Source organism: Ktedonobacterales bacterium, from assembly GCA_036557285.1.
In the GTDB taxonomy this organism is placed as follows: Bacteria; Chloroflexota; Ktedonobacteria; order Ktedonobacterales; family DATBGS01; genus DATBHW01.
In genome coordinates, this window is the sequence record DATBHW010000082.1 from 23,050 (window position 1) to 48,736 (window position 25,687).

General features: G+C 61.8%; 25 protein-coding genes. 11 read left to right on the plus strand and 14 right to left on the minus strand.

What is annotated here, in order from left to right:
- Positions 1-35 precede the first annotated feature (35 nt).
- The 6 genes from VH599_22445 to sdhC form a co-directional block, all read right to left on the minus strand.
- Positions 36-344, minus strand: a complete 309-nt coding sequence (locus tag VH599_22445; GenBank protein ID HEY7351086.1) for a hypothetical protein — start codon at positions 342-344, stop codon at positions 36-38.
- Positions 345-374: 30 nt separating this feature from the next.
- Complete coding sequence (locus VH599_22450) at positions 375-1,082, minus strand: succinate dehydrogenase iron-sulfur subunit (GenBank protein HEY7351087.1); 708 nt, start codon at positions 1,080-1,082, stop codon at positions 375-377.
- Between the two features lie 279 nt (positions 1,083-1,361).
- Positions 1,362-1,757: a cupin domain-containing protein gene (locus tag VH599_22455; protein HEY7351088.1), complete on the minus strand. Its 396-nt coding sequence runs from the start codon at positions 1,755-1,757 to the stop codon at positions 1,362-1,364.
- 35 nt (positions 1,758-1,792) lie between these two features.
- Positions 1,793-3,523, minus strand: coding sequence for a succinate dehydrogenase flavoprotein subunit (sdhA, locus tag VH599_22460; GenBank protein HEY7351089.1), 1,731 nt, complete (start codon positions 3,521-3,523; stop codon positions 1,793-1,795).
- A 23-nt stretch (positions 3,524-3,546) separates the two neighbouring features.
- Complete coding sequence (locus VH599_22465) at positions 3,547-4,017, minus strand: succinate dehydrogenase (GenBank protein HEY7351090.1); 471 nt, start codon at positions 4,015-4,017, stop codon at positions 3,547-3,549.
- A 35-nt stretch (positions 4,018-4,052) separates the two neighbouring features.
- A complete protein-coding gene (gene sdhC, locus VH599_22470; GenBank protein ID HEY7351091.1) occupies positions 4,053-4,427 on the minus strand; it encodes a succinate dehydrogenase, cytochrome b556 subunit in 375 nt (124 codons plus the stop codon).
- A gap of 535 nt (positions 4,428-4,962) precedes the next feature.
- On the opposite strand from sdhC, the gene VH599_22475 reads away from it, so the two are divergent.
- The 5 genes from VH599_22475 to VH599_22495 all read left to right on the plus strand — a co-directional run bounded on the left by VH599_22475 (position 4,963) and on the right by VH599_22495 (position 9,792).
- Positions 4,963-5,355, plus strand: a complete 393-nt coding sequence (locus VH599_22475) for an RNA-binding protein (GenBank protein HEY7351092.1) — start codon at positions 4,963-4,965, stop codon at positions 5,353-5,355.
- A gap of 234 nt (positions 5,356-5,589) precedes the next feature.
- Positions 5,590-6,171 carry an IS607 family transposase gene (locus tag VH599_22480; GenBank protein ID HEY7351093.1) on the plus strand — a complete coding sequence of 194 codons (582 nt, stop codon included), beginning with the start codon at positions 5,590-5,592 and terminating at the stop codon, positions 6,169-6,171.
- Positions 6,171-7,403: an RNA-guided endonuclease TnpB family protein gene (locus VH599_22485; GenBank protein HEY7351094.1), complete on the plus strand. Its 1,233-nt coding sequence runs from the start codon at positions 6,171-6,173 to the stop codon at positions 7,401-7,403. The genes VH599_22480 and VH599_22485 overlap by 1 nt, the downstream gene beginning before the upstream one ends.
- A gap of 28 nt (positions 7,404-7,431) precedes the next feature.
- Positions 7,432-9,510: a glycoside hydrolase family 15 protein gene (locus tag VH599_22490; GenBank protein ID HEY7351095.1), complete on the plus strand. Its 2,079-nt coding sequence runs from the start codon at positions 7,432-7,434 to the stop codon at positions 9,508-9,510.
- A gap of 54 nt (positions 9,511-9,564) precedes the next feature.
- On the plus strand, positions 9,565-9,792 hold the full coding sequence (locus VH599_22495; GenBank protein HEY7351096.1) for a hypothetical protein: 228 nt from the start codon (positions 9,565-9,567) through the stop codon (positions 9,790-9,792).
- A gap of 21 nt (positions 9,793-9,813) precedes the next feature.
- Here VH599_22495 and VH599_22500 read toward each other — a convergent pair whose 3' ends face one another.
- Genes VH599_22500 through VH599_22510 form a run of 3 tightly spaced genes read right to left on the minus strand, consistent with a single transcriptional unit; the run spans position 9,814 to position 11,660 of the window.
- Complete coding sequence (locus VH599_22500; GenBank protein HEY7351097.1) at positions 9,814-10,470, minus strand: hypothetical protein; 657 nt, start codon at positions 10,468-10,470, stop codon at positions 9,814-9,816.
- A gap of 27 nt (positions 10,471-10,497) precedes the next feature.
- Complete coding sequence (locus VH599_22505; protein HEY7351098.1) at positions 10,498-10,950, minus strand: hypothetical protein; 453 nt, start codon at positions 10,948-10,950, stop codon at positions 10,498-10,500.
- Between the two features lie 59 nt (positions 10,951-11,009).
- A complete protein-coding gene (locus VH599_22510) occupies positions 11,010-11,660 on the minus strand; it encodes a hypothetical protein (GenBank protein ID HEY7351099.1) in 651 nt (216 codons plus the stop codon).
- Positions 11,661-12,000: 340 nt separating this feature from the next.
- On the opposite strand from VH599_22510, the gene VH599_22515 reads away from it, so the two are divergent.
- Positions 12,001-12,993: a D-alanyl-D-alanine carboxypeptidase family protein gene (locus tag VH599_22515; GenBank protein HEY7351100.1), complete on the plus strand. Its 993-nt coding sequence runs from the start codon at positions 12,001-12,003 to the stop codon at positions 12,991-12,993.
- A gap of 13 nt (positions 12,994-13,006) precedes the next feature.
- On the opposite strand, the gene VH599_22520 is transcribed toward VH599_22515, so the two are convergent.
- Positions 13,007-13,201 carry a hypothetical protein gene (locus VH599_22520; GenBank protein HEY7351101.1) on the minus strand — a complete coding sequence of 65 codons (195 nt, stop codon included), beginning with the start codon at positions 13,199-13,201 and terminating at the stop codon, positions 13,007-13,009.
- A gap of 56 nt (positions 13,202-13,257) precedes the next feature.
- Here VH599_22520 and VH599_22525 point away from each other — a divergent pair, with 56 nt between their 5' ends.
- Positions 13,258-13,506 (plus strand): hypothetical protein, encoded by a 249-nt coding sequence (locus tag VH599_22525; protein ID HEY7351102.1) that lies wholly within the window; start codon positions 13,258-13,260, stop codon positions 13,504-13,506.
- Positions 13,507-13,512: 6 nt separating this feature from the next.
- Here VH599_22525 and VH599_22530 read toward each other — a convergent pair whose 3' ends face one another.
- The 3 genes from VH599_22530 to VH599_22540 form a co-directional block, all read right to left on the minus strand.
- On the minus strand, positions 13,513-14,178 hold the full coding sequence (locus VH599_22530; GenBank protein HEY7351103.1) for a molybdenum cofactor biosynthesis protein MoaE: 666 nt from the start codon (positions 14,176-14,178) through the stop codon (positions 13,513-13,515).
- Complete coding sequence (locus tag VH599_22535; GenBank protein HEY7351104.1) at positions 14,175-14,840, minus strand: alpha/beta fold hydrolase; 666 nt, start codon at positions 14,838-14,840, stop codon at positions 14,175-14,177. The genes VH599_22530 and VH599_22535 overlap by 4 nt, the downstream gene beginning before the upstream one ends.
- 309 nt (positions 14,841-15,149) lie before the next feature.
- Positions 15,150-15,884, minus strand: coding sequence for a 2-phosphosulfolactate phosphatase (locus VH599_22540; GenBank protein HEY7351105.1), 735 nt, complete (start codon positions 15,882-15,884; stop codon positions 15,150-15,152).
- Between the two features lie 270 nt (positions 15,885-16,154).
- On the opposite strand from VH599_22540, the gene ruvB reads away from it, so the two are divergent.
- The gene (gene ruvB / locus VH599_22545; GenBank protein ID HEY7351106.1) at positions 16,155-17,183 is read left to right on the plus strand and encodes a Holliday junction branch migration DNA helicase RuvB; all 1,029 of its coding nucleotides are present in this window, start codon (positions 16,155-16,157) and stop codon (positions 17,181-17,183) included.
- A gap of 117 nt (positions 17,184-17,300) precedes the next feature.
- On the opposite strand, the gene VH599_22550 is transcribed toward ruvB, so the two are convergent.
- Positions 17,301-18,767, minus strand: coding sequence for a hypothetical protein (locus tag VH599_22550; protein HEY7351107.1), 1,467 nt, complete (start codon positions 18,765-18,767; stop codon positions 17,301-17,303).
- A 471-nt stretch (positions 18,768-19,238) separates the two neighbouring features.
- Between VH599_22550 and VH599_22555 the strand changes: the two genes are divergently transcribed.
- Genes VH599_22555 through VH599_22565 form a run of 3 tightly spaced genes read left to right on the plus strand, consistent with a single transcriptional unit; the run spans position 19,239 to position 25,686 of the window.
- On the plus strand, positions 19,239-22,793 hold the full coding sequence (locus VH599_22555) for a hypothetical protein (GenBank protein HEY7351108.1): 3,555 nt from the start codon (positions 19,239-19,241) through the stop codon (positions 22,791-22,793).
- Positions 22,790-24,721 carry a glutamate mutase L gene (locus VH599_22560; protein ID HEY7351109.1) on the plus strand — a complete coding sequence of 644 codons (1,932 nt, stop codon included), beginning with the start codon at positions 22,790-22,792 and terminating at the stop codon, positions 24,719-24,721. The genes VH599_22555 and VH599_22560 overlap by 4 nt, the downstream gene beginning before the upstream one ends.
- A gap of 38 nt (positions 24,722-24,759) precedes the next feature.
- Positions 24,760-25,686 (plus strand): hypothetical protein, encoded by a 927-nt coding sequence (locus VH599_22565; GenBank protein ID HEY7351110.1) that lies wholly within the window; start codon positions 24,760-24,762, stop codon positions 25,684-25,686.
- Position 25,687 lies beyond the last annotated feature (1 nt).

Consider the following 25,687-nt stretch of genomic DNA (forward strand, 5'->3'; position numbering starts at 1 on the left):
CGCTGGTCTGTGAAGTCATCCTTCACGAACGTCTGCTAAGCGAGCGTCAGTATAGCAGAGGGCAGGCGAGATGTATAGAGGTATCGGGCGCTCCAGGAAAGCGCGCGATAAACATGAGACATCCCGAATTTTATCCTGCTATAGCGTGTGCTGGTAGGGCAAGCGAACGCCTCGTGCGCAGCGCCGCCGGGACGGCGGCCCATCGCTGGCAAGCCGAGCCGCTCACGGTGAGCGTGATCGCTGGCGGAGCGTTCAGCCGCCGGGACGGCGGCGCTGCGCAGGGGACGCTCCCGCTGCTCGCCAGCGGCGCCACCAGCCAGCAGCGTTGCCGAGCCGCATCTCATAACATTCGGGATGACTCATGTCAGCGGCGCTTATTTGGTTTCGGTATCGCCATAGATGAGGGCGCGCTTGACTTCTTCGATGGTAGCGGTGACGGGAATGTCGCGCGGGCAAGCCTGGGTGCAGTTGAAGATAGTGCGGCAGCGCCAGACACCCAGCCGGTCACTCAGAATGTTCAGCCGCTCGGCAGCGCCCTTGTCGCGGCTGTCGAAGATGAAGCGATGGGCGTTGACAATTGAGGCCGGGCCGACCCAATCCGGGTTGGCCCAGGTCGAAGGACACGATCCGGTGCAGGCTCCGCAAAGAATGCACTTGGTACTCTCGTCGTAGCGCGCGCGCTGCTCTGGGCTTTGCAGCCGCTCGGTGTGGGGCGCTGGCTCGTCGTTGATGAGATAGGGCCTGATCTTCTCGTAGGACGCCATGAAGGGGTCCATATCCACGACCAGGTCTTTGATCACCGGGAAGCCCAGCATCGGCTCGACAGTGATTTTAGCGCCCAGGTCTTGTACCAGCGTTTTGCAGGCCAGCATGTTGCGCCCGTTGAGACGCATGGAATCGGAGCCGCAGACGCCATGTATGCAGGAGCGGCGGAAGGTGAGCGTGCCGTCTTGCCGCCACTTGATTTCGTTCAGTACATCAACGAACCGATCCATCGGGTCGGCGTCGATCTGGTAGGTTTCCCAGTGCGGCTTTTTATCCACGTCGGGATTGAACCGCTTGATTTTTACGGTAAGATTCATCTCTATGCTCCTCAGAAGGGGCTGGCGGCTGACGCCGCGCCTAAGAATACCTCACACAACCGACGGTTGGCCCCACCCCTGCCGCCTGGAAGGACGGCGCTACAACCCCGCCCCTGCTCGTGCGGAGGTTGTGTGAGGCGTCCTAAGAGTCCCGCACAAAACCGGCGATTGCCCCACCCCAGAAAGCCTGGACGCTGGCGCTACAACCCCACCCGCAAGGGTGGACCGTTTTTGTGAGGCATTCTAAGAGTGAAAGGTGGGAACGATCTTCTTCCACGATCAGCCCTGGTACTGTTCGTCGCCGACCTGTTCCATCCAGTCGGCGGTCTTGCCGTCAAGCTGTTCCTGAATGGCGATGTGCGTCATGGCCGTAGTTGGCGTGGCGCCGTGCCAATGTTTCTCCCCTGGCGGGAACCAGATCACGTCACCCGGACGAATGTCCTCGATTGAACCTCCCCAGCGTTGCGCCCGGCCACAGCCAGCCGTCACGATCAGGGTCTGGCCCAGCGGGTGGCTGTGCCAGGCGGTCCGAGCGCCAGGCTCGAACGTGACACTGGCGCCGACCGCGCGGGCCGGATCGGGCGCCTGGAACAGGGGGTCAATGCGGACCGCGCCAGTAAAATACTCGGCTGATCCTTTGCCAGAAGGCTGTGAGCCACTGCGTTTGATGTCCATGTGCTTAATGCCTCCGCTGTGCCTGCCCCAAATACCTAGTATTTTCTTTCTTGCGGCTCAAAAGTGCCAAGGGCCACCGGCTTGTAGCGCAGTTCGATCTCGTTCATTTCTCGATAGGCGAGCGTGTGCTTCAGGAAGTTGGCGTCGTCGCGCTTGGGGAAATCTTCGCGGTAGTGCGCGCCCCGGCTCTCTTTGCGCGCCAGCGCCCCCGCAATCGTCGCCTCGGAGCAATCGAGCAGGAAGCCAAGTTCAATCACTTCCATCATTTCGGTATTGAACGTGTGGCCTTTGTCCTGAATGGCGACCTGTTGGAAGCGTTCTTTCAGTTCGACAAGCTTCCTCTGCGCGTGCAGCAGTTTCTGCTCGTCGCGCACGACGCCGACGTTCTCCATCATCTCATCGCGCAGTTCATTGCGGATGTTGATCTGCGCTTCGCCTTTGTCCCTGGCGCGCAGGCGCTCCACCATATCGCGGGCAAATGCCTCTGGCTCTTTGGGCAGCGGCAGGAAATCCCACTCGTTGATAAAGCGGGCGATATGCTTGCCCGCGCGGCGGCCAAAGACGATGAGATCAACCAGCGAATTCGTACCCAGGCGATTCGCGCCATGCACCGAGACGCAGGCCACCTCGCCCGCCGCGTAGAAGCCAGGCACGACGGTCTTGTGTTCATCCCTAATCACCCGGCCCTCGATGTCGGTGGGGATGCCGCCCATTGCGTAGTGCGCCGTTGGCTGGATAGGCACCGGCTCGTTAATCGGCTCGATGGTCAGATAGGTGCGGGCAAAGTCGGTCACATCGGGCAATTTCGCGTCAATCAGTTCTTTGCCCAGGTGGGTCAGGTCAATATAGACGGCATCTTTGGTGGGCGTGACGCCGCGCCCCTCTTTGATCTCCTGGATGATAGCCCGCGAAACCATATCGCGCGGGGCCAGGTCTTTGAGCGTGGGTGTGTAACGCTCCATGAATCGCTCGCCTGTGCTGTTGCGCAGGATGCCGCCTTCGCCGCGCGCCGCCTCGCTGAGCAGCACGCCGATGCGATACAGGCCGGTGGGATGAAACTGGTACATCTCCATGTCTTCCAGGGGGATACCCCGGCGATAGGCGATTGCCATGCCGTCGCCCATGCAGGCCAGGGCGTTGCTGGTGATGCGCCAGGCGCGGCCATAGCCGCCTGTAGCAAACAGGACTACTTTAGCATGGAAGGTGTGCATCTCGCCGTCGCGCAGGTCCAGCGCCACGACGCCTGTTACCGCGCCATCGCTCATCAACAGGTCCAGCGCCAGATATTCGTTGAAGAAACGCACCTGATTTTTGATGGATTGCTGAAACATGGTCTGGAGGATCATGTGCCCGGTGCGGTCAGCGGCATAGCAGGTGCGCATGACCGGCCCTTCGCCAAAGTTGCGCGTGTGTCCACCAAAGCGGCGCTGGTCAATGCGGCCATCGGGCATGCGGTTGAAGGGCAGGCCCCAATGCTCCAGGTCATACACCGCGTCAATGGCTTCGTGGGCCAGCACTTCGGCGGCGTCCTGGTCGGTGAGATAGTCGCCGCCCTTCACGGTGTCGAACATGTGCCATTTCCAGTGGTCTTCTTCTCGGTTGCCCAGCGCGGCGGCAACCCCACCCTGGGCGGCGCCGGTGTGCGAGCGCGTGGGATAGAGCTTGGAGATGACGGCCACGCTGGTATTGCCCGCAAGCTGGCATGCCGCCATCAGCCCCGCCCCTCCAGCGCCGACAATCACCACGTCGAACTTATGATAGGCCATGAGTTCCTCCCCCCAGCGGGCGCTTATTTCAGCAGCCCAAAGAAATTCGAGATGCCGCCGGTGACGCCTGGATGGAAGGTGATGATGGTCATCGTTCCCATCAGCCAGAAGACCAGGGCAATCGTCCAGACGGTGGACTGGGCCAGCAGCCGCCAGGCGCGCGCCCGCACGTTGTCGTCAATGACGATGCGCAGGCCGTTCAACCCATGCAGCAGGGCCAGGGTCAGCAGGACCAGATCATAAACGCGCCAGAACGGGTTAGCGTAGCGTTCGGCCACGTAATCATACACCGTCTTGGAAACGTCAGTGGTGATATGATTGAGAATCAGGTGAATAATCACCAGAAAGATTAAGATCACGCCGGAAATACGGAAGAAATACCAGGAAAAGAGTTCAAAGCCGCCGTTCGGCCTGGAGGCTGCGCCATAGGTTGCGGGTTTGCTGGTCGCGCTGCGCGCCCTGGCTGGCGCGTCTTCAGTGGTTGATTTTGCCATCGTCGTTTGCTCCTCTCAACAGACACGCAGCAGATTTAGCTGCCACACGCGCCGCCTGGCTGAAAGCAAGGCCCGACGATAAAGTAGACCAGGGGCGCCCAGGAGGCGATGGTTGCCACCAGCACGACGTAGAACATGGCTTGCTGGTATTTTGTGCCGATTGCGGGCCAGAAATCAACCAGGATGATGCGCACGCCGTTATAGGCATGATAAAAGACGGCGGCAATCAAGAAGAGCGTGGCGACGCGCACGTACCAGGTGCTGAAGATGGTGAGCGCGTCGTTGTAGACCTTGGGGCCAAAGCCAAGCAGGGTGATGTCCACGATATGCAGCAGCAGGAAGAGCAGGATGCCCAGCCCGCTGATGCGGTGGAACAACCAGGAAAACATGCCCGACTGACCTCTGTACATGGAAGTGTCTCCTTACCGACAAGATACGTTCGCCTCTAGGAACAACATGGAATCGTATGAGCAGCCTGCCGCGAGGGGCGGGGAGGGAGAAAGCATGGCCGACGCCTCTTTTCTCTCTGATTGTGCGAAAGGGTACGCTGGGGCGAGCGGGAGAAGCCTTGTGTGACGCCCAGCCGGGCCACCCGGCGCAGCCTCTGGTGAGGCAGAGTTGAAGCGGAGCGGCTTCTTCGACGCCCCATGTAGTCTTCATTATACGGCAAAGGAGGCGCGGCTGCAAACCTGTTTCGGTTTGTGCCGGTCGGTTTCTTTCTGGACACGGCGCTTTTCTGGGGGTATACTGTGTCTGTTGCACCAAGTTGTCTTGCCCTCCATTGTCCAGGCGCCTGTTTTTGCTCCTGCGCCATGAAGAGTTGCGCGTGACCGCTCTGTGCTGCTTGTTTTGCACACTGCTCATGGAAGTCGTCGCACTTGCTGCCCTCGCTCTCATGAGCTGCTTCGCAGCTATGGCTGTAAGAAAGGTTTTGAAGAAGGTTCGATGGGCAACAATCTTTTTGTTGGTAATCTCCCCTATGATGTTGACGATGCCCAGCTCTCGGAGATTTTTTCGCAGGCTGGCACGGTCACGTCCGCGCATGTGGTGACAGATAAGTTCTCTGGTCAAAGCCGGGGCTATGGCTTTGTTGAGATGAGCAGCGACGCCGAGGCCGCCCAGGCCGTGACCATGCTCAATGGGCAGGATTTGCGGGGTCGTCCCATGACCGTCAACGAGGCGCGCCCGCGCGAGGAGCGCGGCGGCTATCGCGGCGGTGGTGGCGGACGCAGCGGTGGCGGCTATGGCGGCTATGGGGACCGGCGCGGCGGTGGCGGCTACGGCGGTGGTCGTGGCGGAGACCGGCGCGGCGGCAATGGCGGCAGGGGCCGCTACTAGCCTTCGCTGGCCTGGCGCTTCACCGCGCCAGCTTCACCATCAGGCTTGTTCAGCAACGGGAAGGGCGCGCCCTTCCCGTTGCTGTTTGGGCGGAATACAGCATATTGCCGATGGCCTGACAGCCGAGGCCATGTATACTTCTTGCTAAGAGAGGCCAGGAGGCTTTGCTGTTCTTTGGGGGGGTGATAATTAAATCCTGATTTTGTTGTATAGTATCCACTTTTGTGGTATACTATGCCTATGAAGTTGAGCGACTATGCCAAACAGGTCGGCGTGACCTATAAGACCGCCTGGAAATGGTGGCAAGCTGGGCAACTGGATGCCTACCAGTTGCCCACTGGCACGGTCATTGTGCGCGAACCCCGTCCCGCTCCGTCTGGTGTGGCGCTCTATGCCCGCGTTTCGTCTGCGGACCAGAAGGCGGATGCCACTCGTCAGATGGAGCGCCTACGGGGGTACGCAGCCGCGCGAGGCTATCAGGTGACCGTGGAAGTGACCGAGATTGCTTCTGGCCTCAACGATGACCGCCCCAAGCTGAAGAAGTTACTCACCAGTCCCAAGATTAGCGTGCTGGTGGTGGACCATCGAGACCGACTCACCCGCTTTGGCTATGGCTACATTACCACCCTCTTGGAGCAGCAGGGCCGTCGGGTAGAAGCCATCTCTCCGAGTGATACCGGAGATGATCTGGTAGACGACTTCGTGGCGGTGATTACCAGCATGGCGGCGCGTATCTATGGCCGCCGGAACAGCAAACGTCGGGCAGAACAGATTAAAGCCTGCATTGAGCAGGCCATGCAAAGCGAGGATGTCTGATGCTGGTCACGCGGGCCTACAAGACCGAACTCGACTTAAATAACGAGCAAGTGACTGCCTGCAAACAGCATGCCGGGGCAGCGCGGTACGCTTACAACTGGGGCTTGAAGGTGAAACAGGCACACTACCAAGCCACTGGCAAAAGCCCCTACGCCATCGAACTGCACCGGGAACTGAACGCGCTGAAGAAAACCGACGTACCCTGGATGTATGCGGTCTCCAAATGCGCGCCCCAGGAAGCCTTGCGCAACCTGGACAGCGCCTTTGCCCACTTCTTCCGGCGTTGCCAACTCAAGAAAGAGGGCAAGCGGCGCGGCAAGGTCGGCTATCCACGCTTCAAGAGCAAGAAGCGCGGGCTGGGCAGCTTCCGCCTGACCGGCTCCATTGTCGTCTATCGAAATGCCATCCAGTTGCCGCGCCTGGGACGGCTGCGCTTGAAAGAGCGCGGCTATCTGCCTCCATCGGGCGTCAAGGTGCTGTCGGCCACCGTGAGCGAGCAGGCGGGGCATTGGTATGTCAGCATCCAGGTGGAGCAAGAGCAGGCGGCGTCTGAGAATGCTGGCCCCGTTGTGGGTGTGGATCTGGGTGTGAAGGCGCTTGCCACCTTCTCAGACGGAACCGTCATTCCCAACCCGCGCCACCTCAAGCGCCGTCTGAAAAAGATCAAGCGCTTCCATCGGGCGGTGTCCCGCAAGGTGAAAGGCTCCAAGAAGCGCAAGAAGGCGACAAAACGGCTGGCAAACCTCTACCGAAAAGTTGCCAATCAGCGTCAGAACACGTTGCATCAGTTGACTACAATGCTAGCGAAAACCAAGCAAACCATTGTGATCGAAGACCTGCATGTGACGGGTATGCTGAAGAACCATCACCTGGCGCAAGCCATAGCCGATGTGGGCTTTGGCGAGTTCCGACGCCAACTGATCTACAAAGCGGCCTGGTACGGCAGTACCGTGTTGCTCGCCAGCCGTTGGGAACCATCGAGCAAGACTTGCTCCGGCTGTGGCTGGATGGATGAAGGCTTAATGTTGGCAGATCGGACCTTTCATTGCCAGGCATGTGGCCTGGTCCTTGACCGCGATCTGAACGCGGCGATCAATTTAGCGAAGCTGGCCGGTAGTTTGTCGGACAGCTTAAACGCCTGTGGAGAGGAACGCTCTGGCACGCCTCGGAAGAAGCGTGTGAAACGGTCCCCGATGAAGCAGGAACAAGAGTCGTCTTATGCTTCGGCATAAAACGCCAGATTCTTGAGAACGGTGAGCTATGCCACGCGATCTGCCGGTTGGAAACGGGCGCCTGCTGATCACCTTCGATCAGCGTTATGTCTTGCGCGATGTCTATTATCCGCGCGTCGGGCATTCCAATCAGACGATTGGACACCCGAATCGCTTTGGCGTCTGGGTGGCCGAGGCCGACGGGGCCGATCCCCGCTTTGCCTGGTCGGGCGATGACTGCTGGGAGCGGCGGCTGGATTATTGGGGCGATACGCTGGTTACGGATGTGGCCCTCAGCAGCGAGGCGCTGGGCCTGCGGCTGCGCTGCCACGATGCCGTCACGCCGGATGATGATACCTATCTGAAGCAGATCGAGATCACCAACCTGGCAGGCCGCGAGCGGCTGGTGCGGCTGTTCTTTCACCACGACTTTCATATCGAAGAGTCGGGCGTGGGCGATACCGCCTATTATGAACCCTATAATGAGGCGCTGCTGCACTATCGCGGGCGGCGCTATTTTCTGATTGATATGGCGAACGAGCAGCGCGAGCGTATCGCTCAGTACGCCACTGGAACGAAGGAATACGGCGGCCTGGAGGGCGCCTGGCGCGACGCCGAAGATGGTCTGCTGAGCGGCAACCCTATCGCGCAGGGCTTTGTGGATTCAGTCGCGGGGATGGAGATGCGCCTGCCAGCGGGCGGGACGGTCACGGCGCATTACTGGATGGTCGCGGGGCGCGATTTCTTTGAGGTGCGTGACCGCAACCGGCGCGTCCGCGAGGTGGGCGTGCCTGCCTTGCTGGAGCGCACCCGCCGCCATTGGCGAGGCTGGCTGAAACCGGCGAAAGCCCGCGATTTCGCCGATCTGCCCGACGCGCTCATCCAACTCTATCGCCGCAGCCTGTTGATTATCGCCACGCAGTGCGATGCAGGCGGGGCGATCATCGCCGCGAACGATGGCGACAGCGCCCTGTCTAACGCCGATACCTACTCGTATATGTGGCCGCGCGATGGCGCGCTGGTGGCCCACGCCCTGGATGGCGCGGGCTATCCCGCGATTCCGCGCGCCTTCCACGCGTTTTGCGCCCGGCTGATCGCGCCAACGACGTATTATCACGGCGGCTATCTGCTGCATAAATACCACGCCGATGGCTCGCTGGGTAGTTCCTGGCATCCCTGGGTGCGCGATGGCCGCCCAACCCTTCCGGTGCAGGAAGACGAGACCGCGCTGGTTTTGTGGGAACTGTGGGGTCACGTCGAACGTTACCCCGACTATCCGGGCCTGGAACAGCTTTATGAGCAGATGGTGCGTCCGGCGGCGGAGTTTCTGCTGTATTATCGGCTGGAGGATGGATCGCTGCCGCGCGAATCCTATGACCTCTGGGAAGAACGCTATGGCATCTATACCTTTACGACCGCCGCGACTATCGCGGGGCTGAAGGCGGCGGCATGCTTTGCCCGGCGCTTTGGCGATGACGAGGCTGCCGGGCGCTTCGCTGAGGGCGCGGCGGCGCTGCGCGCTGGCCTGGACCAGCATCTGTATGACGCGGAGCGCGGCTATTTTCTGCGCGGCGTTACGTTGCAGCCAGGGGCGGGCGCGCGAGCCGCAGGCGAAGAATCGCCAGCCCTCTGCCCGGACGCAACGCTGGACAGCAGCGTGCTGGCCGCGCTGAGCTTTGGTGTGCTGCCAGCGGATGATCCCCGCGTGGTCTCGACGGCGCGGGCCATCGAGGAACGGCTCTGGGTGCGCACCGAGGTAGGCGGCATCGCGCGCTATGAAGGGGATCGCTTCCGCTACGAGGGGCGCGGCGAGCCGGAGGTTCCGGGGAATCCCTGGTTCATCTGCACGCTCTGGCTGGCGGAATGGTATACTGAGGCGGCGGCGCGGCCCGAAGACCTGACGCGGGCGCGCGCTCTGCTGGAATGGTGCGCCCGCTGGAGAAGCTCAAGCGGTGTGCTTACCGAGCAGTTGAACCCCTACAGCGGGCGTCCGGCGCATGTTTCGCCGCTGACCTGGAGCCACGCGGCCTATGTCCACGCCGTTGATGGCTATTGCCGCCGCGCCGCCGAACTGGCAGCAGCGCAGGCGCCGCAGGTCGCAGCCGTTGCAGAGGATGCTGGCGTGTAAAATCTACAGGATTTACAGAAGCTACGGTACTGGCCTATTGGCGAGGGCGACGGAATGTTTGGCTTGCACCTGCTCGATCTTTCGATCATTCTGCTGATCGTTTTGCTCTGGCTGCTGCCTGCCCTGATCGTTCTGCGCGATGCGGCGCGGCGTCCACCTGCGGGGCGACAGCTTGGCCGCCGCTGCGCGCTCTTTGGCCTGCCGGGCGCGCTGGTCTATTTTGGTTTGCTGCGCATCCATCATCGGTTGCAAGCGCAGAAACAGCGGCGGCCCCTGCGGTAAAAGCTGCCTGCGCGGCTGGCTCTAACCGCAGGGATGGGTATTAGGGACGGGCGGGCCTGGCACAAACGAGTTCAGGATGTGCTGCCAGATCGCGCCATAGCGCGTTCGCAGGGTGCCAGTTGGCGGGTTAGCAAAGAGGCTGATCTCTAGATAGACCCCTCCCGTTACCACATTGACATCAAGCCCCTGTGGGCCGCTCGCGCCACCACCAGGAGCAGGCGTGGGGTAATTTGGGTTATCATCTTCGTAGGCCGTCACGCCCGAACCAATCGTGATGCGCCTCCCCACCGTGCAAGGGTTGGGGTTCCCGCCAGTCAGTGTATCGGTTGCATGGTATCCAACGGTTATTTCTGCAAACAGCGCCTGGCCTGAAGGTGGCGGACCTTTCGAGGGATCATACTGCCAGGAGACATATGAGTCGTCTGGACCACTGGGTGCGACAGGAAAGGAGATAGAGAGGAGGGCTGGTACGTCCAGGTGGAAACCGTATTTTGGGTCGGTATAGGTCTGCCAATCGCCGTGAATAGAGGGTGTTGGCGAGGCTGACGCCTCCGTTGTGGCAGTGGCCGTTGGAGAGGGCTGCGCGCTGGTCGTGCCGAGGGCATCACAGCCCGCCAGGAATAAGGTCGCCAGGAGCAGCGCCAGCGCGCCGTCTGGCAGGTGGTTCTTCACGCGCATTGATCTCTTGCCTCCTTACAATGCTGTTCAGTTGGAAAGGGGGTCTGGAAACAGGTCAGCTTCCGATACGCCCAGCGTTTGGGCGAACAGGGACCAGAACGCCTTATTAGTCATGCGCATGTCCGAGTCGCTCAGCGTGACGCCACGACACCCTGTGCCAGCCACAGTGATTGGCTGCTTCGGTACGCCTGGCAGCGCAAAGGTCAGCTCATACGCCAAACCATCATCATTCGCACAAGCATAGACGCCTTGAAAATGAGGCAGCGCCTGGATGGCATCATACAGCCTGTTAACACCGGCGGAATCATCGCTCGTTTTCACAAAAGGAGGAAAGCGATTCCCAGCGGGCCATTGGCTGCGGGTGACGGTCAGCGCATGAGGCGCTGGCGTTGCTGCTGCCAGATTCGCTCCACAACCGGCAAGGAAGGGCAAGAGGCAGATCAGCCCGATCAACGAGCGATGCCAGCCTTTCGTTTTCATAGCTCCTCCTGTATCTGGTTGCTCTGGCTGCTGCGCGCCGATTGGCGGCACGGCTGGCTCTAACCGCAGGGATGGGTATTAGGGACGGGCGGGCCTGGCACGAACGAGTTCAGGATGTGCTGCCAGATCGCGCCATAGCGCGCCCGAAAGGCGGCATGGCTGAGCGGGGTTCCTGATGTGGCAATCAAATTCATATGGAAATAGACTCCACCAGCCTCCCAGTTGGCATCCAGTCCCCCTGGGCCTCTGGCGCCATCGCCAGGAGGGGGAGTAGGAGCATCCAGGCTATCATCTTCGTAGGCCGTTACTCCCGAACCAATCGTGATGGGTTTCCCCTGGGTACAGGGATGCCCGCCTGTTATCGAGGCAAAGAGCGTCAGACTCACTTCCGTAAAGAGCGCCTGATCTTTTGGCGGCAGCCCCGCGCCGAAATTATACGCCCAGGAGGCCATATGATTATCGCCAGTGTCAGGTGGAAGGGTCGTTTGGAGAATCGCAGGCACGTCCACGCGAAAGCCGTAGGTGGCATCCGTATACGTTCGCCAATCACTCTGAGGGGGAGTCGTTGGGCTGCCCGATGCCCCTGTTGTGGCAATGGCCGTTGGGGAGGGCTGCGCGCTGGTCGTGCCGAGGGCATCACAGCCCGCCAGGAGTAGGGTCGCCAGGAGCAGCGCCAGCGCGCCGTCTGGCAGGTGGTTCTTCACGCGCATTGGTCTCTTGCCTCCTTACATATGTCGATCTCTTGCCTCCTTGTTGATTATACCAACTTTGCCTGCCTTGTCAAGCAGCGGCATGGATTCGGTGGTTCCACCAACTATCGAGGGTTGCCACTTGTAGCGCCGCCGTACCAGCAGGCCAGCGTTGAGCCGCCTGGAAGGCGGCGCTACAAGTAATACGCCTCGCTTGCTAACATCTCATGTTGGTGGAACCGGGCGGTTTTGCGCGCTCATGCGGGCATAGGATGTGACGTTGTTAACATCTGTGCATGCCAAACGTAGTATATGATTGGACGTAAAGAACTCAGCAAGTAGGATGCAGGAGCGAGAGCCGATGTGGATACCACCCTGGGCGCGATCTGAAGCCTATCAGCGTTGGAGACGACGCCAACGGCGTTTAATTATCTTACTGGCGGTGCTGGTTTTGTTGGAGATCGGGTTGGTCACACGCGGCATTATGCTGCTCCAACCGGATAATGCGCTCGCGCTCATCCCCACCTCTACTGCTGCGCTGACGCCGACCCCTACGGCGACCAGCGCCCCGACGCCCATCCCGACGCCGACCACGCCTGCTCCAGCGATTGAGGCAAATGCCGCGATGCTGGTTGATGCGGAGACGGGTACGGTCTTCTTCACCCTGAACGCCAATAGGAAACTGGCGATGGCAAGCACCACGAAGATCATGACGGTTTTGCTGGCGCTGGAGTATGGGCATCTCGATGAACTGGTGACGATTGGCGCGGATGCTGTCAAGGAAGGCTCAGGAGACGCCAGCCGCATGGGGGTGCGCGAGGGCGAAGTGCTGACGATTCAGCAATTGCTGTACGGATTGATGCTGCCATCGGGGGATGACGCGGCGGTGGCTGTCGCGGATGCGATTGGCAAAGACCTGGGGAAAAACTTTGTCGATCTGATGAATAGTCAGGCGCGTTTCCTGGGCCTGACGCATACCCATTTTGTGAACCCTGATGGGCTGGACGCGCCTGGGCATTATACTTCTGCGGGCGATCTGGTTGCAATGACACGCTATGCTCTGATGCTGCCTATGTTTGCTTCCATCGTAGATACCTATGAGTATACCATCCCCGCTACCAGCCAGCACCAAAAATATCATCTCAAAAATACCAATCAGCTTCTCTGGCCGAACAGCGGCTATCCCGGCGCGGATGGCATCAAGACCGGCACGACGGGCAACGCTGGCGATTGCCTGGTTTTTTCGGCGACACGCAAGGGGCATCAGCTTCTAGGGGTGATTCTGGGCGCGCCGAGCGATTTCGCTCGCTTTCGTGATGCGCGCTTGCTGCTGGATTGGGGCTTCACGGCATAGATGCTGCATGCTACTATATCCGCGCGCAGCGCCGCCGCGACTTCCGGCGAAACGATAAGCCGCCTGGAAGGCGGCGCTCCAGGTGGCAGCGTGCGCCCTGGCGCAGCGTTGCGCCGCCAGGGACGGCGGCGGTACACGCCCCCTCAGCCCCCCTGCCGCCTTCCAGGCGGCGCTGCAAGTGGGTTCGCTGCCAGGGACGGCGCTGCACGCGAGGCGCGATCCTTCAAGGGGATGTCGTATCATCTGGTGATAAGGAGCAACCGCATGCAGACGCTTGAGGGGACTCTTGTGGAGAAAGAGGCGGGCCTGCGCGCCAGCTTTCAAGGCGCAGAGCGCCCCTATGTTCGCGCCACCATTGCCCGGCTGGATGCCCCCGAAGTGATGCGACACGCGCGCATCTACGATGTGGAGCAGATTGCGCAGCAGGTGGGCGATCAGATCAGCCTGGAAGTCTTGCGCGTGACAACTGATCGCAAGACGGGTACGGTCTGGTTTGATTGCAAGCTGCCCTGAGCGCCCCTAGCCTTCGACCCATTCTTCCCCGTCCTCGGCCACCTCTTTTTTCCAGATGGGTACCGTGGTTTTCAGCGTGTCAATGGCGTAGCGACACGCCTCGAACGCCTGGGCGCGGTGCGGCGTTGCCACGACAACGATGACGCTGGCCTCGCCAATCTCCAGCCGACCAATGCGATGCCAGATGGCGATGCGGGCTGGCCCCCAACGCTCTTGCGCTTCGGCGGCGATGCGCGCAAATTGTTCCTCGGCCATTTCAGGATAGGCGTCGTATTCCAGGTAGCGAATCTGCTTGCCGCGCGCGTGGTTGCGCACGACGCCCTCGAAGGTGACGATGCCGCCCGCTTCAGGGTGCGCGACAGCCGCGATGATGGCGTCGCGGTCCAATGGCTCGCGGGTAATCTTGATGAGTGGGATCATTGACGCGGCGCCTCCTCCCATTGGCGGGATAAAGACCAGTTCGTCGCCTTCCCGCAGGGGTGTGTCGGCAGGCACGTACTGCCGGTTGACGGCGTAGATCGAGCGCGGCAGCAGTTCTGCCAGATCGGGATAGCGAGCGATAAGCGCCTGACCTGCCTGGGCGACGGTCGCGCCATCTTCCAGGGCGAATGGCTCGGTGTTTCGCCCGGCGATTTCTCGATAGCGGGCAAAGTAGCGGATGGTAATGTTCATGATGCCTTCAGGAAATCCAACACAAGCCGGTTGAATCGCTCAGGATTCAACCGATGGGGCCAGTGACAATGATAGTTCTGCTGCTCTGGCGCGGGACGATCAATCCCCGAAAGGAGTTCAAAGCGGCTCCCAGGAATCAGGGCGGCCAGCGCCCGGCCATCTTCAACGGGGCTGACCTCATCGCCTTCTTGCCAGATCAGCAGGGTCGGTGAACGAATCTCGCTGGCGTGCCTGCGCAGTAATTCATTCTTTGCGGCATTGCTATCCACCAGCGCCAGCCGTCGCACCAGCGCGGGATTATTGGCCGCCGCCAGCAAGCTCGCGCCGCCTCCGGCAGAGGAGCCGATGAGGGTCGCCGGGCCGATGCGCAGTTCGGCGACAAAATCCACCAGCGTCATGGCAAAGTGTTCATAGGGATAGGGGTCCAGCGATACCCCTTCGTGCCGCGCCGATTGCCCATAGCCAGGCATATCCAGCGCAAACACTTGCAGCGTTTCAGCCAATCCGCCGATGTTCTGATCCCAGACTTTCCACGTAAGCGAAGGATGGGCGCCATGTACCAGGAGGACTGCCGGATGGTCTTGTCGTCCGGCTACCGCGTAATGCAACTTTCGTCCGTTCAGGGTCACAAACTGCTCTTCAATTTGCGGGTGCTGCGCCACAAAAATCCTCCTGCTGCCTGGCTCGGCTGATCGTCTGGAATGCCAGGCGCGCTTTTCTCTAGCAAAACGACGCTGAGGTGTACTTTCAATGATACCCGAAAAGCGCCCGGGATGCCAGTCTGTCTTTATGACTGGTTCTACCAAATCTGAGGTGTTGGCAAGCGAGGCGTGTTACTGGTAGCGCCGCCATCCTGGCGGCCAACGCTGCGCCAAGGCGAGCGTGCGCCCTCCAGGCTATCGGACCAGCAGGCCAACGCTGGCCGCCAAGATGGCGGCGCTACAAGTGACCCCCGATAATTGGTGGAACCTTTATGACTCCATTGGTGATATGCCTACTCGCTGCACATGAATGTAGGCTATCTGGTTCCATTGCTCGCGCACACCGATCATAGCGAAATGAAAGCGATCTGCGGCCAGGAAGGCGGCAATGTCCTCGACGGGAAAATCGGAGGAGCCGCTCTCAAAAATAGCGAATCGTCCTGACGCGCGGAGCCGCGCGATGCCAGCGGCCAGAACCGCTGGCGGATCGGCTTGCCCGGTGAGCAGCGCCTCCAGATAATCGGCGCAGAGCTGGTCTTCCATCGGCTGCACGCCCTCGCTCCCTCTGGTTTCCGTCGGCATCAAGGTAATGAGTCCGTCGGTGGATGTTGCTAGCTGGCGCGCATAAGCTGCTGTGGCGCGGGCATTGACGAGCGAGCAAGGCAGCAGATGGGTCGCGTTGATGGCGCCGACGGCTCCCTGTGTTCCCGCGCCTGTGCGCTGAATGAGCAGCCGCCCCTGGATACGCGCCTGGGCCATCTGCGACGGGGAGTTGTTGAAGTCGAAGCCGGGGATGAGCCGCCCGCCAACCTCGCCCGCCAGCAAGGCTTCTGGTTCTCGCTGGCGCAGCGCCAGGGCATCTTCTACTGCGCGCACCAGCCAGAGCGCCCGCGCGCCGCCTGCGAGGGCATAGGCCGCCACGCTAAAGGCGCGGATAACGTCAATGACGATGACGACGCCGCGCGCCTGCGCGGCTTCCATCCGATGGACGCGCTGAATCTCCATAGCGTCCTTTCTCGTGTTGCTAGCGGTGCTGCGCTCCGGCGCGCTGGCGCTGCCAGCCTTCAGCTAGCAGGAACGCGCCAATCAGGTTAACTCTCCCGTGAACGTACAACGGCTGACCGCCAACGACGTAACACCAGTAGAATCACGCTAGCCTGCCTGAAACGGCTGAAGAGGGAGAACCGGTTTTCGGCTGCTTGCCAGGGCGCGCCTGATCTGGTATAATGGGGGCCAGCAGTTAGAACACCAGTTTCAGTCAGAAGGAGCCGCGTCGTGGCTGACCGCATCCTTTCCCCGCAGGTGAGCGAGGAAGAAGCCGTCCTTGATGGCAGTCTGCGCCCGCGCAGACTGGAAGAATATATCGGCCAGGAGAAAGTCAAGGCGAATCTGCGCATCCTGATTGATGCCGCCAGGGGGCGCGATGAGTGTATTGATCATGTGCTGCTCTATGGGCCGCCGGGGCTGGGGAAGACGACGCTGAGCATGATCATTGCTTCGGAGATGGGTGTCAACCTCAAGACGACCTCCGGTCCGGCGATTGAGCATGCCGGAGACCTGGCCTCGATTCTGACGGCCTTGCAGCCTGGGGATGTGCTGTTCATTGATGAGATTCATCGGCTGAGCCGGGTGGTCGAAGAGCGGCTGTATTCAGCTATGGAGGACTTCGCGCTGGACCTGATGATCGGCAAAGGCCCCAGCGCCCGCAGCCTGCGCCTCAGTCTGCCGCACTTTACGGTGGTGGGCGCGACGACGCGCGTAGGCGCGCTGACCGCGCCGCTGCGTGATCGCTTCGGGGCGATCTACCGATTGGATTTCTATGATCCTGAAGCGCTTCAGCAGATTCTGCGGCGCTCGGCGGGCATCTTGCGCGTGCCGATGGATGAGGAGGGCGTGGGGGAGATTGCCCATCGGGCGCGCGGTACCCCACGCATTGCCAATCGCCTGCTGAAGCGCGTGCGCGATTACGCGCAGGTCAAGGCCGATGGCAAGATCAATGGGCCGCTGGCCGAGGAGGCGCTGGCCGCGCTGGAAGTTGATAAAAAAGGACTGGACCAGAGCGACCGCACGCTGCTGCTGACCATCATTCAGAAGTTCGATGGCGGGCCGGTGGGGCTGGAGACGCTGGCGGCCAGCACCAGCGAGGAGAGCGAGACTATCGAGGATGTCTACGAGCCATATTTGTTGCAGCTTGGCTTTCTGGCGCGCACGCCGCGCGGGCGCATTGCCACGCGCCTGGCCTATGAGCATCTGGGCCTGCCTGTGCCGAACAACCCGGCGCAGGGCAGCCTGTGGACCATCTGAAGCTGCACACGCGCGCACGCAGCAGAACCGGCACATGGCTTCAAGCCATGTGCCGGTTCTGCTGCGTGTTGTCTGCGGTCCCGGCCTGGCCGGGTCGGCCTACGTCTTCGATACTGTTCAGTTGTTTGCGCATGACGCGGGCGGGCCTTGCACCGCAAATTCAATGGTCTGAGAGAGCTGGTTGTTCCAATAGAGTTCGGCTTTGCCCATCCCACTCGTAGGATAGCACAGGGCGAAGCGGCCATTGAAGGGGCCAGCCTTGGGGAATTTCTGCTGGGTATTGAGCGTGTTGTTGGTGGTCACGGCGCTGTCGCCTTGATACCAGATCACCGAGATGACATCGTTGGCCTTCGCGTTCTTCACTTTCCACAGGACATTGACGTTCTGGCCTGTCTGGAACGTTCTGGTCGGATTGATGGGATCAAAGCTGCTGCTGTAGTGCAGCGCCGTAGTGACGTTTGTAATGGCCTTGGCAGCCGGGTTGTCAGAGGGAGTCGCCTGCGGTGTGCCAGTAAGCGCGGGCACCGGGGTCTGCTGGAAGGAGGGAGGGCGCGCTGCGAGCGGTGAGGAGCCTAAGATGCGCTCGGCCAGCCCGCTGTGGACCCCCAGGAAGGCCAGCCCACCGACGACAGCCATCAAGACCAGGGCAAGGCTGATCGTTCCGCTGATAACCCGGTAGCGGCTGAGCCGATAGGGGCGGCGCGGGCGTGTGGCGGGAATAAAGGCGGGCGCCTTGCGGCCAGGGGCAAGCTGATAGAGCATGGAATCGTCCATCATAGGGAATGCCATGCTGTTCTGCATGCCCATTGGCGCGGGTAAATTGGTGGAACTACCGCCCTCTACATCTAGTTCGCCGTATTCGGCAGACTGATTCCAGGATCGGCGTCCGCCCTGGTAGGGAACTGGCAGCATGGAACCGGAGCGGAAGCGCCCTGATGCCTGGGGGGGCATGTCTTCTTCCTGCTCGTCGTTCTGATAGCCATCCTGCTCGTCGTATTCGGCTTCGTCCATCTGATGCGAGAAGCCGCTGCCTCCAGTCGCGCCTTGATTGCGCCACTTCCAGGATGTGGAAGTATTACCTGCCTCGCTGCCTGGGTTTCGGCTGAGCATGCCGCTGTTGCGACCAGGATTGCTCAGTGGGCCGCTGGTTCGGCCCGGCGGTGGCGGGGTGGGGGCCGTTGCGCGCTGCCATAAGGACGATGAAAGGCTGCCCGACTTGCGCCCGGGCGGCATCGTCCCAGGCGGGGGCGTCAGCGGGCCTGAGAGGCGGCTGCCAGAGGTGGATCTGGGAGGAATGGAACTGGAGGGCGATTCATTGCCCCAGTCGGGGTTGGATTGTCCTTGCCCTGATGTCAGCGGCCCACTGGTCCGGCCTGGGAACTGGCGGGAATTGCCTATACCTGATGCTCCTGGTGAGATGCCAGGTAGCTGCCCCGTTTGATAACGCTGTTTCCATTGGCGCAGCGATGTGCCGCTTCCTGCGCGTTTTCCCCCGGCAGAGGCCGGAGCATCCGCTCCACAAGAAGGGCAGGGGTCGGCGCTGGCTGGACGCAGTATACCGCACTCAGGACATTGGATACGCATCAGAGACCTCCTGCTAACCTTACGCTACCTTCCCTGGTAGAGAGTCATCACCTATCAGGCGCTTGAGGCATCCATGCGTCGCCAGGGCCACCCGGCTCTGGCGAGCAAAGATTGGTCCGCGCTCGGTGTTGAGTGGGCTGCTCTCAGGCGACCCAGGCGAGCATCAGAGCCACGTACTCAGCCACAGACCCCTCTTTTGGGGGGCGGGCTGAGACCTTACGAGGGTGATGATAGCATTGCCTTTTGAGCAGGGTCAAGAAATGGGGCCAAGATAGGCCATTTGGCCTATGTGTATGTTGCCAAGGTGAACAAAGGGTGATAGACTTGGGTATGTTGCAATACCAAAGAGCACGCGCAATCTGAGCGGGGCCGTTACCCAGGCTTCTCTGCCCGGCTGAACGACGAGAGTATGCGGGGGTGGGGTGTTTGATCCGCCTCTCGATTTTAGGAGAGCGAAAGTGAGGAGCGCTCGTGACCACTTGTAATCGTTGTGGTAGTGTGCTGCCGGCAACGGCAACTGTCTGCCACCACTGTGGCACTCCGGTGATGAATATCGTGCCTGGAAGTAGCGCCGCTGGATCAATGGGAGCGCGCCAACGCGCCCAGGAGAAGCGGGATTCTTCTCTGCTGCCACCACTGCCCGGCCCACTTTCCGGGTTTCCGCCCCCTCCATCATCTGGTCCTGCCAATCCGAACCAGCCATCCTGGCCGTTCAATTCGGGGCCATCAGTTCCCCCCTCCAATTGGCGGGCGCCTTCTTTGATTGACCCCGCGCAGCTTCCTGACTGGTTGAATCCTTCAATGCCGGGGCCTGCTCCGCGTGGGGGGCGGGGAGGTGGGCGCTTTCCACGACCATCAGGCAATGCGCCCAGAGACGCCTGGCCGGGCGCTGCTGCGCCCGGCGCGCCAAGCCAGCCAACTTCGCCCAGGTCGCCGACCTCTGGTCCCTCACCCTATCTTGCTGGTGGCAGGCGCGCGACAGATGACCTGTTTTCCTCCTCTTCACTCCTCGATCAAGGGCAGTTGCCAGATTGGCTCTCGCAGCGCCCGCCTCGGACGCCTCGGCCTGCCGCGCCCCCGCCGGGAGGCAGCGGCCCGGCCTCTCTCAGTGGGCCGCGAGCCAATCCTGGCCGTGGGCAGGACTCTGGACACGATGCGCATCTCCCCGATTGGCTGCGCGCTATGGACCCTGGAGCGCCGCCTGATCTGAGTCACTTGAACACCGGGGCTTTACGCTCCGGGAGAAGATTTCCGGCAGGCTCTTACCGCCCGCCAACGCCTGATAGGCGCGACCCTTCCGGCGGCTCCGCCCCAGGAACAGACCCTTTTAGCGTCAGCCGTGTGGATGCCGCTTTGCCCCCGCTGGAGGGATTTGACTTTGGCGGCAGCGCGCGCCAGCCCAATACCGGGAACCAGAACCCGTTTGCGCCCCGTTCGCCTTTTGACCAGCAGCCCAGGCACACTGATCCCTTCCCAGGAATGCAGCGGAGCCAGGGTTTTCCTCCAGCGGGCGCGCAACGGGCTGGCGAGGCAGGAGCGCCGGAGGCATGGCGTTCCGAAGGTGGTCAGCCTGCTTCTCCCTTCGCCCAGCCTGCCGGTGGCCTTTCCGCTGGCTCGTTGGTGGATAAAGATGCGCTGCCAGAGTGGCTGCGCCGGGCGGACCAGGGCGGAGACGCGCCCGCCAGCCCATCACCGTCGAATCCCCAGGCTGCCGCGCGCCCGGCCACGAGCGATTCCTCCTCTCTGGCTCCGTCACCGTCCTCACCTTTTGATGGCGCGTCGCTGATTGATGAGTCATCGCTTCCCGATTGGCTGCGCAGCAGGGGCGAGACGGAGCCGCTGCCCCTGCCATTCACGGTTTCAGATTCAGTGAGGGCCGGAAATATCGGCGCTGAACGTGGTAGGAAACAATCAGCCGCCGCTTCTGATGAAGGCGCAGCCGATGATGAGGCGCTGCCAGAGTGGCTTCAGCAGGTGTATGCCGATGCCAATGTGCCGCCGCTTTATGCAGAAGGGGCGTCGGCTGGCTCTGGCCCGCCGAAGCTCTCAGGTTCGGATCTGCTTGATAAACGCTCTATACCTACCTGGATTCAGGAAGCGACTCAGACATCGCCGCTTCCCAGTATCGGGGATATACTCTCGTCCCCTCCACTTGCTGCCCAGCCAGAGGCGCGCGCCAGCCTGGGATTCGAGCAAGCGCCATTTTCGTCAGCCAGCGGAGGCGCTGCTGAGCCGATTTCGGGGAATTCGCTGATTGATGAAGCGCATTTGCCCGAGTGGCTGCGTGATCTGGACGATGGAGGGGCGCCCGCGACGGCAAAAGACGTGTTCTCCCCTGCATTTGAGGGCGGGGCAGACCGCGAAGGCGGCGCGTCGGGGGCTTTTTCAGCGGCGGAACTGGTGGATACGCAGGCGCTGCCCACCTGGCTCAAGGACCAGGGGCCGCAGTTGGGGTCAGAGATGACCGCCGGAGCGATGGAGCCGCCTGACGAGCCAGGCGGCGCTTCAGAGGGCTTTTCAGCGGCGGAACTGGTGGATACATACGCTTTACCTGCCTGGCTGAAGAATCAGGAGCCGCAGCGGCTGTCAGATCAGTTCCCTGGACCAGATCAAGCCGGTCCATCGGGGGGCGGCTCCGGCCTGTTCTCAGCGGCAGAATTAGTGGATACGCAGGCGCTGCCTACCTGGTTGAAGGATCAGGAACCTACGTTGGGTTCTGGCATGGCCTCTGACTCGCCTGGGCAGGACGCGCCCCTGGGCGGCGCGTCGGGGGCTTTTTCAGCGGCAGAACTGGTGGATACGCAGGCGCTGCCCACCTGGCTCAAGGCGCAGGAACCGGGCGCGAGTCAGTCCCCAGGAGCTTCGGCAGCGCCGTCGGCTCCAGAGATGCGCCCGCCAAGCTCGAAGATCACCCCTATCCCTGCTGGATTTTCCAAACAGCAGACGGGCGAGTTTTCTGCCATTGATCTGGTGGATACTGGCGCATTGCCTGTCTGGCTGAAAGGCGCTGAAAACGCTGGCGCGGGCGTCAGCGGTCCTGGCGCGCCTGCTGGCTTTGGGCCTGATACCGGGCGCCCGGCCTTCGGAGGCCCTTCCTCATCCGACCCATCCTCAGATCAGACGGGCGGTTTTTCTGCCGCCAGCCTGATTGACTCTGACGCGCTGCCCGACTGGCTGCGACCAGCCCAGAGCGGCGCGCTCCCTCCCCACCCGGAGATGAGCGCGGGTGGGTCTGAGGCGGATTGGAGTCGTGGCGATCCTGACGAGGGTGGCTTTTCGGCGGCGTCGCTGATCAATCCCAGCGATCTCCCGGAATGGATGCGCAGCCAGGAAGGCGTTCAGCGGCCTGGCTCTCAGCCGATGGAAGGCGGCCAGGAAGAGGGGCCGCAGGCGCGCGTGCCTCGTCGCCCACGCCTGCCAACCGAGCCAGATCGCGCTCCCAGTCAGGCAGCGGCCAGTGTCTTCTCGTCGGTGCTTGGTCCTACTGCTGGCGAAGATCAACGAAGCCAGCCCCAGGGCAGGCGCCCTTCGCGCGAGATGCCAGCGGTAGATAGAAGCGGCCCCCTGGGTCAGCGCAGTGGCCCGCTCCAGGGGCAGGAGTGGGGAGGCGGCGAGATGGGCGGTTGGAATCAGCCGCCGATGTCGGGCTATCCCAACCAGCCACAGAGCGCCTTTGCGGGTGAACAGGAGTGGGGAGGCGATCAGAGCGGCGGCCCGCGCGCTGCTGGCAGTTGGCCGGGTGGTTTTGAGGGGAGAGGGGTGGCCGAGGCTCCGCGAGAGTACAGAGAACCTGGCTCTGGCATCACCGGGGGCCGCGAACAGGCTCCCTCTGGTGGGCGCGGGTATGGGGATTACCCTGGAGGCCCGCAGGGGCGCGGAGCGCCACAGAACTACGGGTATCGCCCAGAAGATGAAGGCTGGGAGGGCGGTCCAGGGTATGAGCAGGGCTATGAGGATGATGAGGTCGGACCGCCGAGTGGGATGTTTGCAAAGCTAAAGCGAATGCTGGGATTTGGCGGCTCATGAGCATCCAATCATCGGAACAGAGAGTCAGAAAACCGCCCGCGCCTGGCGGCCAGTCCGTGTTGAGCGCCGCCCTTGGCGTTCGAGGGGCTGTTTCGCGTTCGATTCTCGCGGCTGACTGCGGCTCGGTGTTTACCAAAGTGGCGCTGCTGGGAGTGGTCGAAGGGCAATATCGCTTGCTGGCGCGCGCGGAGACGCCAACAACTGCTTTTCCCCCCTACCGTGATATTACCGTTGGTTTGTTGCAGGCCATCTATGAACTGGAACGCATCACTGGCCGCAGAATCGCCAGCCGGGGCCAGATCATCACCCCGGAGCAAACCGATGGCGATGGCGTGGATGCCTTTGTCGTGGCGCTCAGCGCCGGTGGCCCGCTGACGGTGGCGATGATTGCCTCAGTTTCCACCAGCGCGCGCGGCGCGGTAAGCAAAGATGAGCAGGCGCTGGCCGAAACCGCCCAACAGGCGGTTGCTGGCGTCTACGCGGATGTGGAGCTTGTGCAGCTTCCCCCTGCGGAGCGCGCCAGCTCTGGTCTCAACGGTGGCCCGGATTTGCAGTGGCTCTTGCAGGTCGAGCAGCTTCGCCGCCTGAATCCCCGCGCTATCCTGCTGGCAGAGTCGGGCGCGGCGCGCGGACAGGGTATCTCTTCGGCAACCGCCCAGGCGCTGGCGCTGGCCTTGAAAGAGGTATTGAGCGCGCAAAGCGAGAACCCCAATGTTCCGGGCGTCTCTTTCGCGCATGCCACCGCCAAAATCCCTGTCCTGCACCCGATGGAGCGCATGCCGGTCATTTACACCGGCAGCCCGCAGCACTATGAGCGCCTGCGCCGGGAACTGGGGCCGCAGGCCGATGTACGCCAGGCAGAGCCGTTTACGCCGCACAACCTGCGCCCGCTCGGCGTGGCGGTCAGTTCGCTGCACGAGCGCCAGATCCTCAGTTCCATTCCAGGGTATCATCGCCTTAACGGCTGGATGTCTTCGCCGCCGATGGCGACGGCCACTTCATTCAGCAGCCTGGTTCGCTTTCTGGCGCAGCATTATGGCATGAATGTCGTGGGGGTTGACGTGGGGGCCAGCGCCACCTCGGTGATGGTTGCGGGCGAACACGGCGAGTTCTTGCCATCGGTGCATGCCAACGCGGGCGTGGCTTCGGGACTGGGCGTGGTGCTGCGCTCGGTGGGCTATGAGCGTATCGCGCGCTGGCTGACGTTTGAGATCAGCGAGGCGGAACTGCGTCAGTTTGTGCTGGAAAAGATGATTCAACCCCGCTTGCTGCCCTATACCGCGCGCGAGTTGGAGATCGAGCATGCTCTGACCCGCGAGGCCGTCTTCCTGGCGCTGCAACAGCCCGGCGCAGAACTGGGTACGCTGCCCCATCTGGACCTGATCCTGGGGGCAGGTGGTGTGCTGGCGCATGTGCCTCGCTATGGGCAGGCCGCGCTGATGCTGCTCGATACCATTCAGCCGCGCAGCGTCTCTTCGCTGGTGCTGGATACCGTCGCGCTGGCTCCGCAGCTTGGGGTCGTGGCGACGGTGGACCCGGTGGCCGCCGTACAGGCGACAGAAAACGATGCCGTGTTGCAGCGGCTGGGTACAGTCGTATCGCCCTTTGGCAAGGCCGAAGATGGGGAACCGGCACTGAAATTGCAGGTGGACTATATGGATGGCCGCAAGAAAACGTTGGAAGTGGCCTACGGCTCCATCGAGGTCGTTCCCCTGGCGGCAAATGAGCAGGCTATGCTTACCCTCTTTCCGGCCCGTACCATTGATGTTGGTCTGGGACCAGGCGAGCAGGCTCGTGCTGGTGAAGCCATCGAGGGCGGCATCATTGGGCTGATTATTGATGCGCGTGGTCGGCCTCTCTCGTTGTCTCCTCAGCCTGCCTATCGCCGGGCAAAATTAGCCCAGTGGAGGCAGGCAATCGGAGGCTGAACCCCAACGATGGCACGCGCGCAGGCGGAGGAGAGCGAATGAACTACCCCCTTGGATGGCCGGTTATTCCAGGGATTACGGTGCGGCGCGAGCGGCGCATGGACCGCCCCGGATTGACGCTGGTGGAAGTCGGCCAGGAAGTCCAGGCCGACCAGACGATTGCTCGCCTGAATCCGGTAGGTACGGCGGGCAGCGCGCCGTTTGCTCCTCACCGATTTGGCGCTCAGACGCTCCGCGCTGGTCTGCGTGGGCAGGTGTTGGAGGCCAACGCGCGCGGCGTCACCATCGAGGGGCTGGTAGCGGTGGTACAGGGGTTGATCGGGGTAGGTGAACAGGCCGTCGGTGAGTTGAATATTCTCTCGAAAGAGGCGCTGAAAGTGCCTGCGGACATGATTCCCCTGACGCGCGGTGTCATTCTGGTGGCGCCAGGACCGCTGACACGCGATCTGCTGGAACACGCGACCAAAGCCGAGGTCGTCGGGCTGGTGGCAAGCAGCATGGCAGTTGCGGACCTGGAGGCCGCGCTGGGGCTGGACCTGACCGCTTTGCTGGATGGCCTGCCAGTGCCTGAGAGTCCACGCCCGCTGCCGACGCTGCTCTTTACTGAAGGGCTGGGCAGCCATCCGATGGCAAGCTCGACGCTGGCGCTGCTGCGCCAGCATGGCGGCGACTATGCTCTGCTGAGCGGGACAACAAATCCACGTCGCAACCGTCGCCCTGAGCTATTGATTTCGCTGCCGCCAGGGGCGCGCCCGCCTGCGGTGAAGGCCGACCCACGCATTATGAACAACGCTATTGTCCGGGTGAGCAGCGGTGAATACGCGGGGGAGATCGGCCAGGTTGTGCAAACGTTTCAGCGCCCCCAACTGCTCCCCTCTGGGGTTCACGCGCGGGCCGTTTACGTGCGCCTGGAACGAGGGGTGAAAGTCACGCTGCCCATTTATAATCTGGAACGCATCTCATAGC

What these genes read in the sequence shown, in the direction of transcription:
- VH599_22445 (HEY7351086.1), bottom strand. Translation starts at nt 344, where the DNA reads ATGAGATGCGGCTCGGCAACGCTGCTGGCTGGTGGCGCCGCTGGCGAG.
- VH599_22450 (HEY7351087.1), bottom strand. Translation starts at nt 1,082, where the DNA reads ATGAATCTTACCGTAAAAATCAAGCGGTTCAATCCCGACGTGGATAAA.
- VH599_22455 (HEY7351088.1), bottom strand. Translation starts at nt 1,757, where the DNA reads ATGGACATCAAACGCAGTGGCTCACAGCCTTCTGGCAAAGGATCAGCC.
- sdhA (HEY7351089.1), bottom strand. Translation starts at nt 3,523, where the DNA reads ATGGCCTATCATAAGTTCGACGTGGTGATTGTCGGCGCTGGAGGGGCG.
- VH599_22465 (HEY7351090.1), bottom strand. Translation starts at nt 4,017, where the DNA reads ATGGCAAAATCAACCACTGAAGACGCGCCAGCCAGGGCGCGCAGCGCG.
- sdhC (HEY7351091.1), bottom strand. Translation starts at nt 4,427, where the DNA reads ATGTACAGAGGTCAGTCGGGCATGTTTTCCTGGTTGTTCCACCGCATC.
- VH599_22475 (HEY7351092.1), top strand. Translation starts at nt 4,963, where the DNA reads ATGGGCAACAATCTTTTTGTTGGTAATCTCCCCTATGATGTTGACGAT.
- VH599_22480 (HEY7351093.1), top strand. Translation starts at nt 5,590, where the DNA reads ATGCCTATGAAGTTGAGCGACTATGCCAAACAGGTCGGCGTGACCTAT.
- VH599_22485 (HEY7351094.1), top strand. Translation starts at nt 6,171, where the DNA reads ATGCTGGTCACGCGGGCCTACAAGACCGAACTCGACTTAAATAACGAG.
- VH599_22490 (HEY7351095.1), top strand. Translation starts at nt 7,432, where the DNA reads ATGCCACGCGATCTGCCGGTTGGAAACGGGCGCCTGCTGATCACCTTC.
- VH599_22495 (HEY7351096.1), top strand. Translation starts at nt 9,565, where the DNA reads ATGTTTGGCTTGCACCTGCTCGATCTTTCGATCATTCTGCTGATCGTT.
- VH599_22500 (HEY7351097.1), bottom strand. Translation starts at nt 10,470, where the DNA reads ATGCGCGTGAAGAACCACCTGCCAGACGGCGCGCTGGCGCTGCTCCTG.
- VH599_22505 (HEY7351098.1), bottom strand. Translation starts at nt 10,950, where the DNA reads ATGAAAACGAAAGGCTGGCATCGCTCGTTGATCGGGCTGATCTGCCTC.
- VH599_22510 (HEY7351099.1), bottom strand. Translation starts at nt 11,660, where the DNA reads ATGCGCGTGAAGAACCACCTGCCAGACGGCGCGCTGGCGCTGCTCCTG.
- VH599_22515 (HEY7351100.1), top strand. Translation starts at nt 12,001, where the DNA reads ATGTGGATACCACCCTGGGCGCGATCTGAAGCCTATCAGCGTTGGAGA.
- VH599_22525 (HEY7351102.1), top strand. Translation starts at nt 13,258, where the DNA reads ATGCAGACGCTTGAGGGGACTCTTGTGGAGAAAGAGGCGGGCCTGCGC.
- VH599_22530 (HEY7351103.1), bottom strand. Translation starts at nt 14,178, where the DNA reads ATGAACATTACCATCCGCTACTTTGCCCGCTATCGAGAAATCGCCGGG.
- VH599_22540 (HEY7351105.1), bottom strand. Translation starts at nt 15,884, where the DNA reads ATGGAGATTCAGCGCGTCCATCGGATGGAAGCCGCGCAGGCGCGCGGC.
- VH599_22550 (HEY7351107.1), bottom strand. Translation starts at nt 18,767, where the DNA reads ATGCGTATCCAATGTCCTGAGTGCGGTATACTGCGTCCAGCCAGCGCC.
- VH599_22560 (HEY7351109.1), top strand. Translation starts at nt 22,790, where the DNA reads ATGAGCATCCAATCATCGGAACAGAGAGTCAGAAAACCGCCCGCGCCT.
- VH599_22565 (HEY7351110.1), top strand. Translation starts at nt 24,760, where the DNA reads ATGAACTACCCCCTTGGATGGCCGGTTATTCCAGGGATTACGGTGCGG.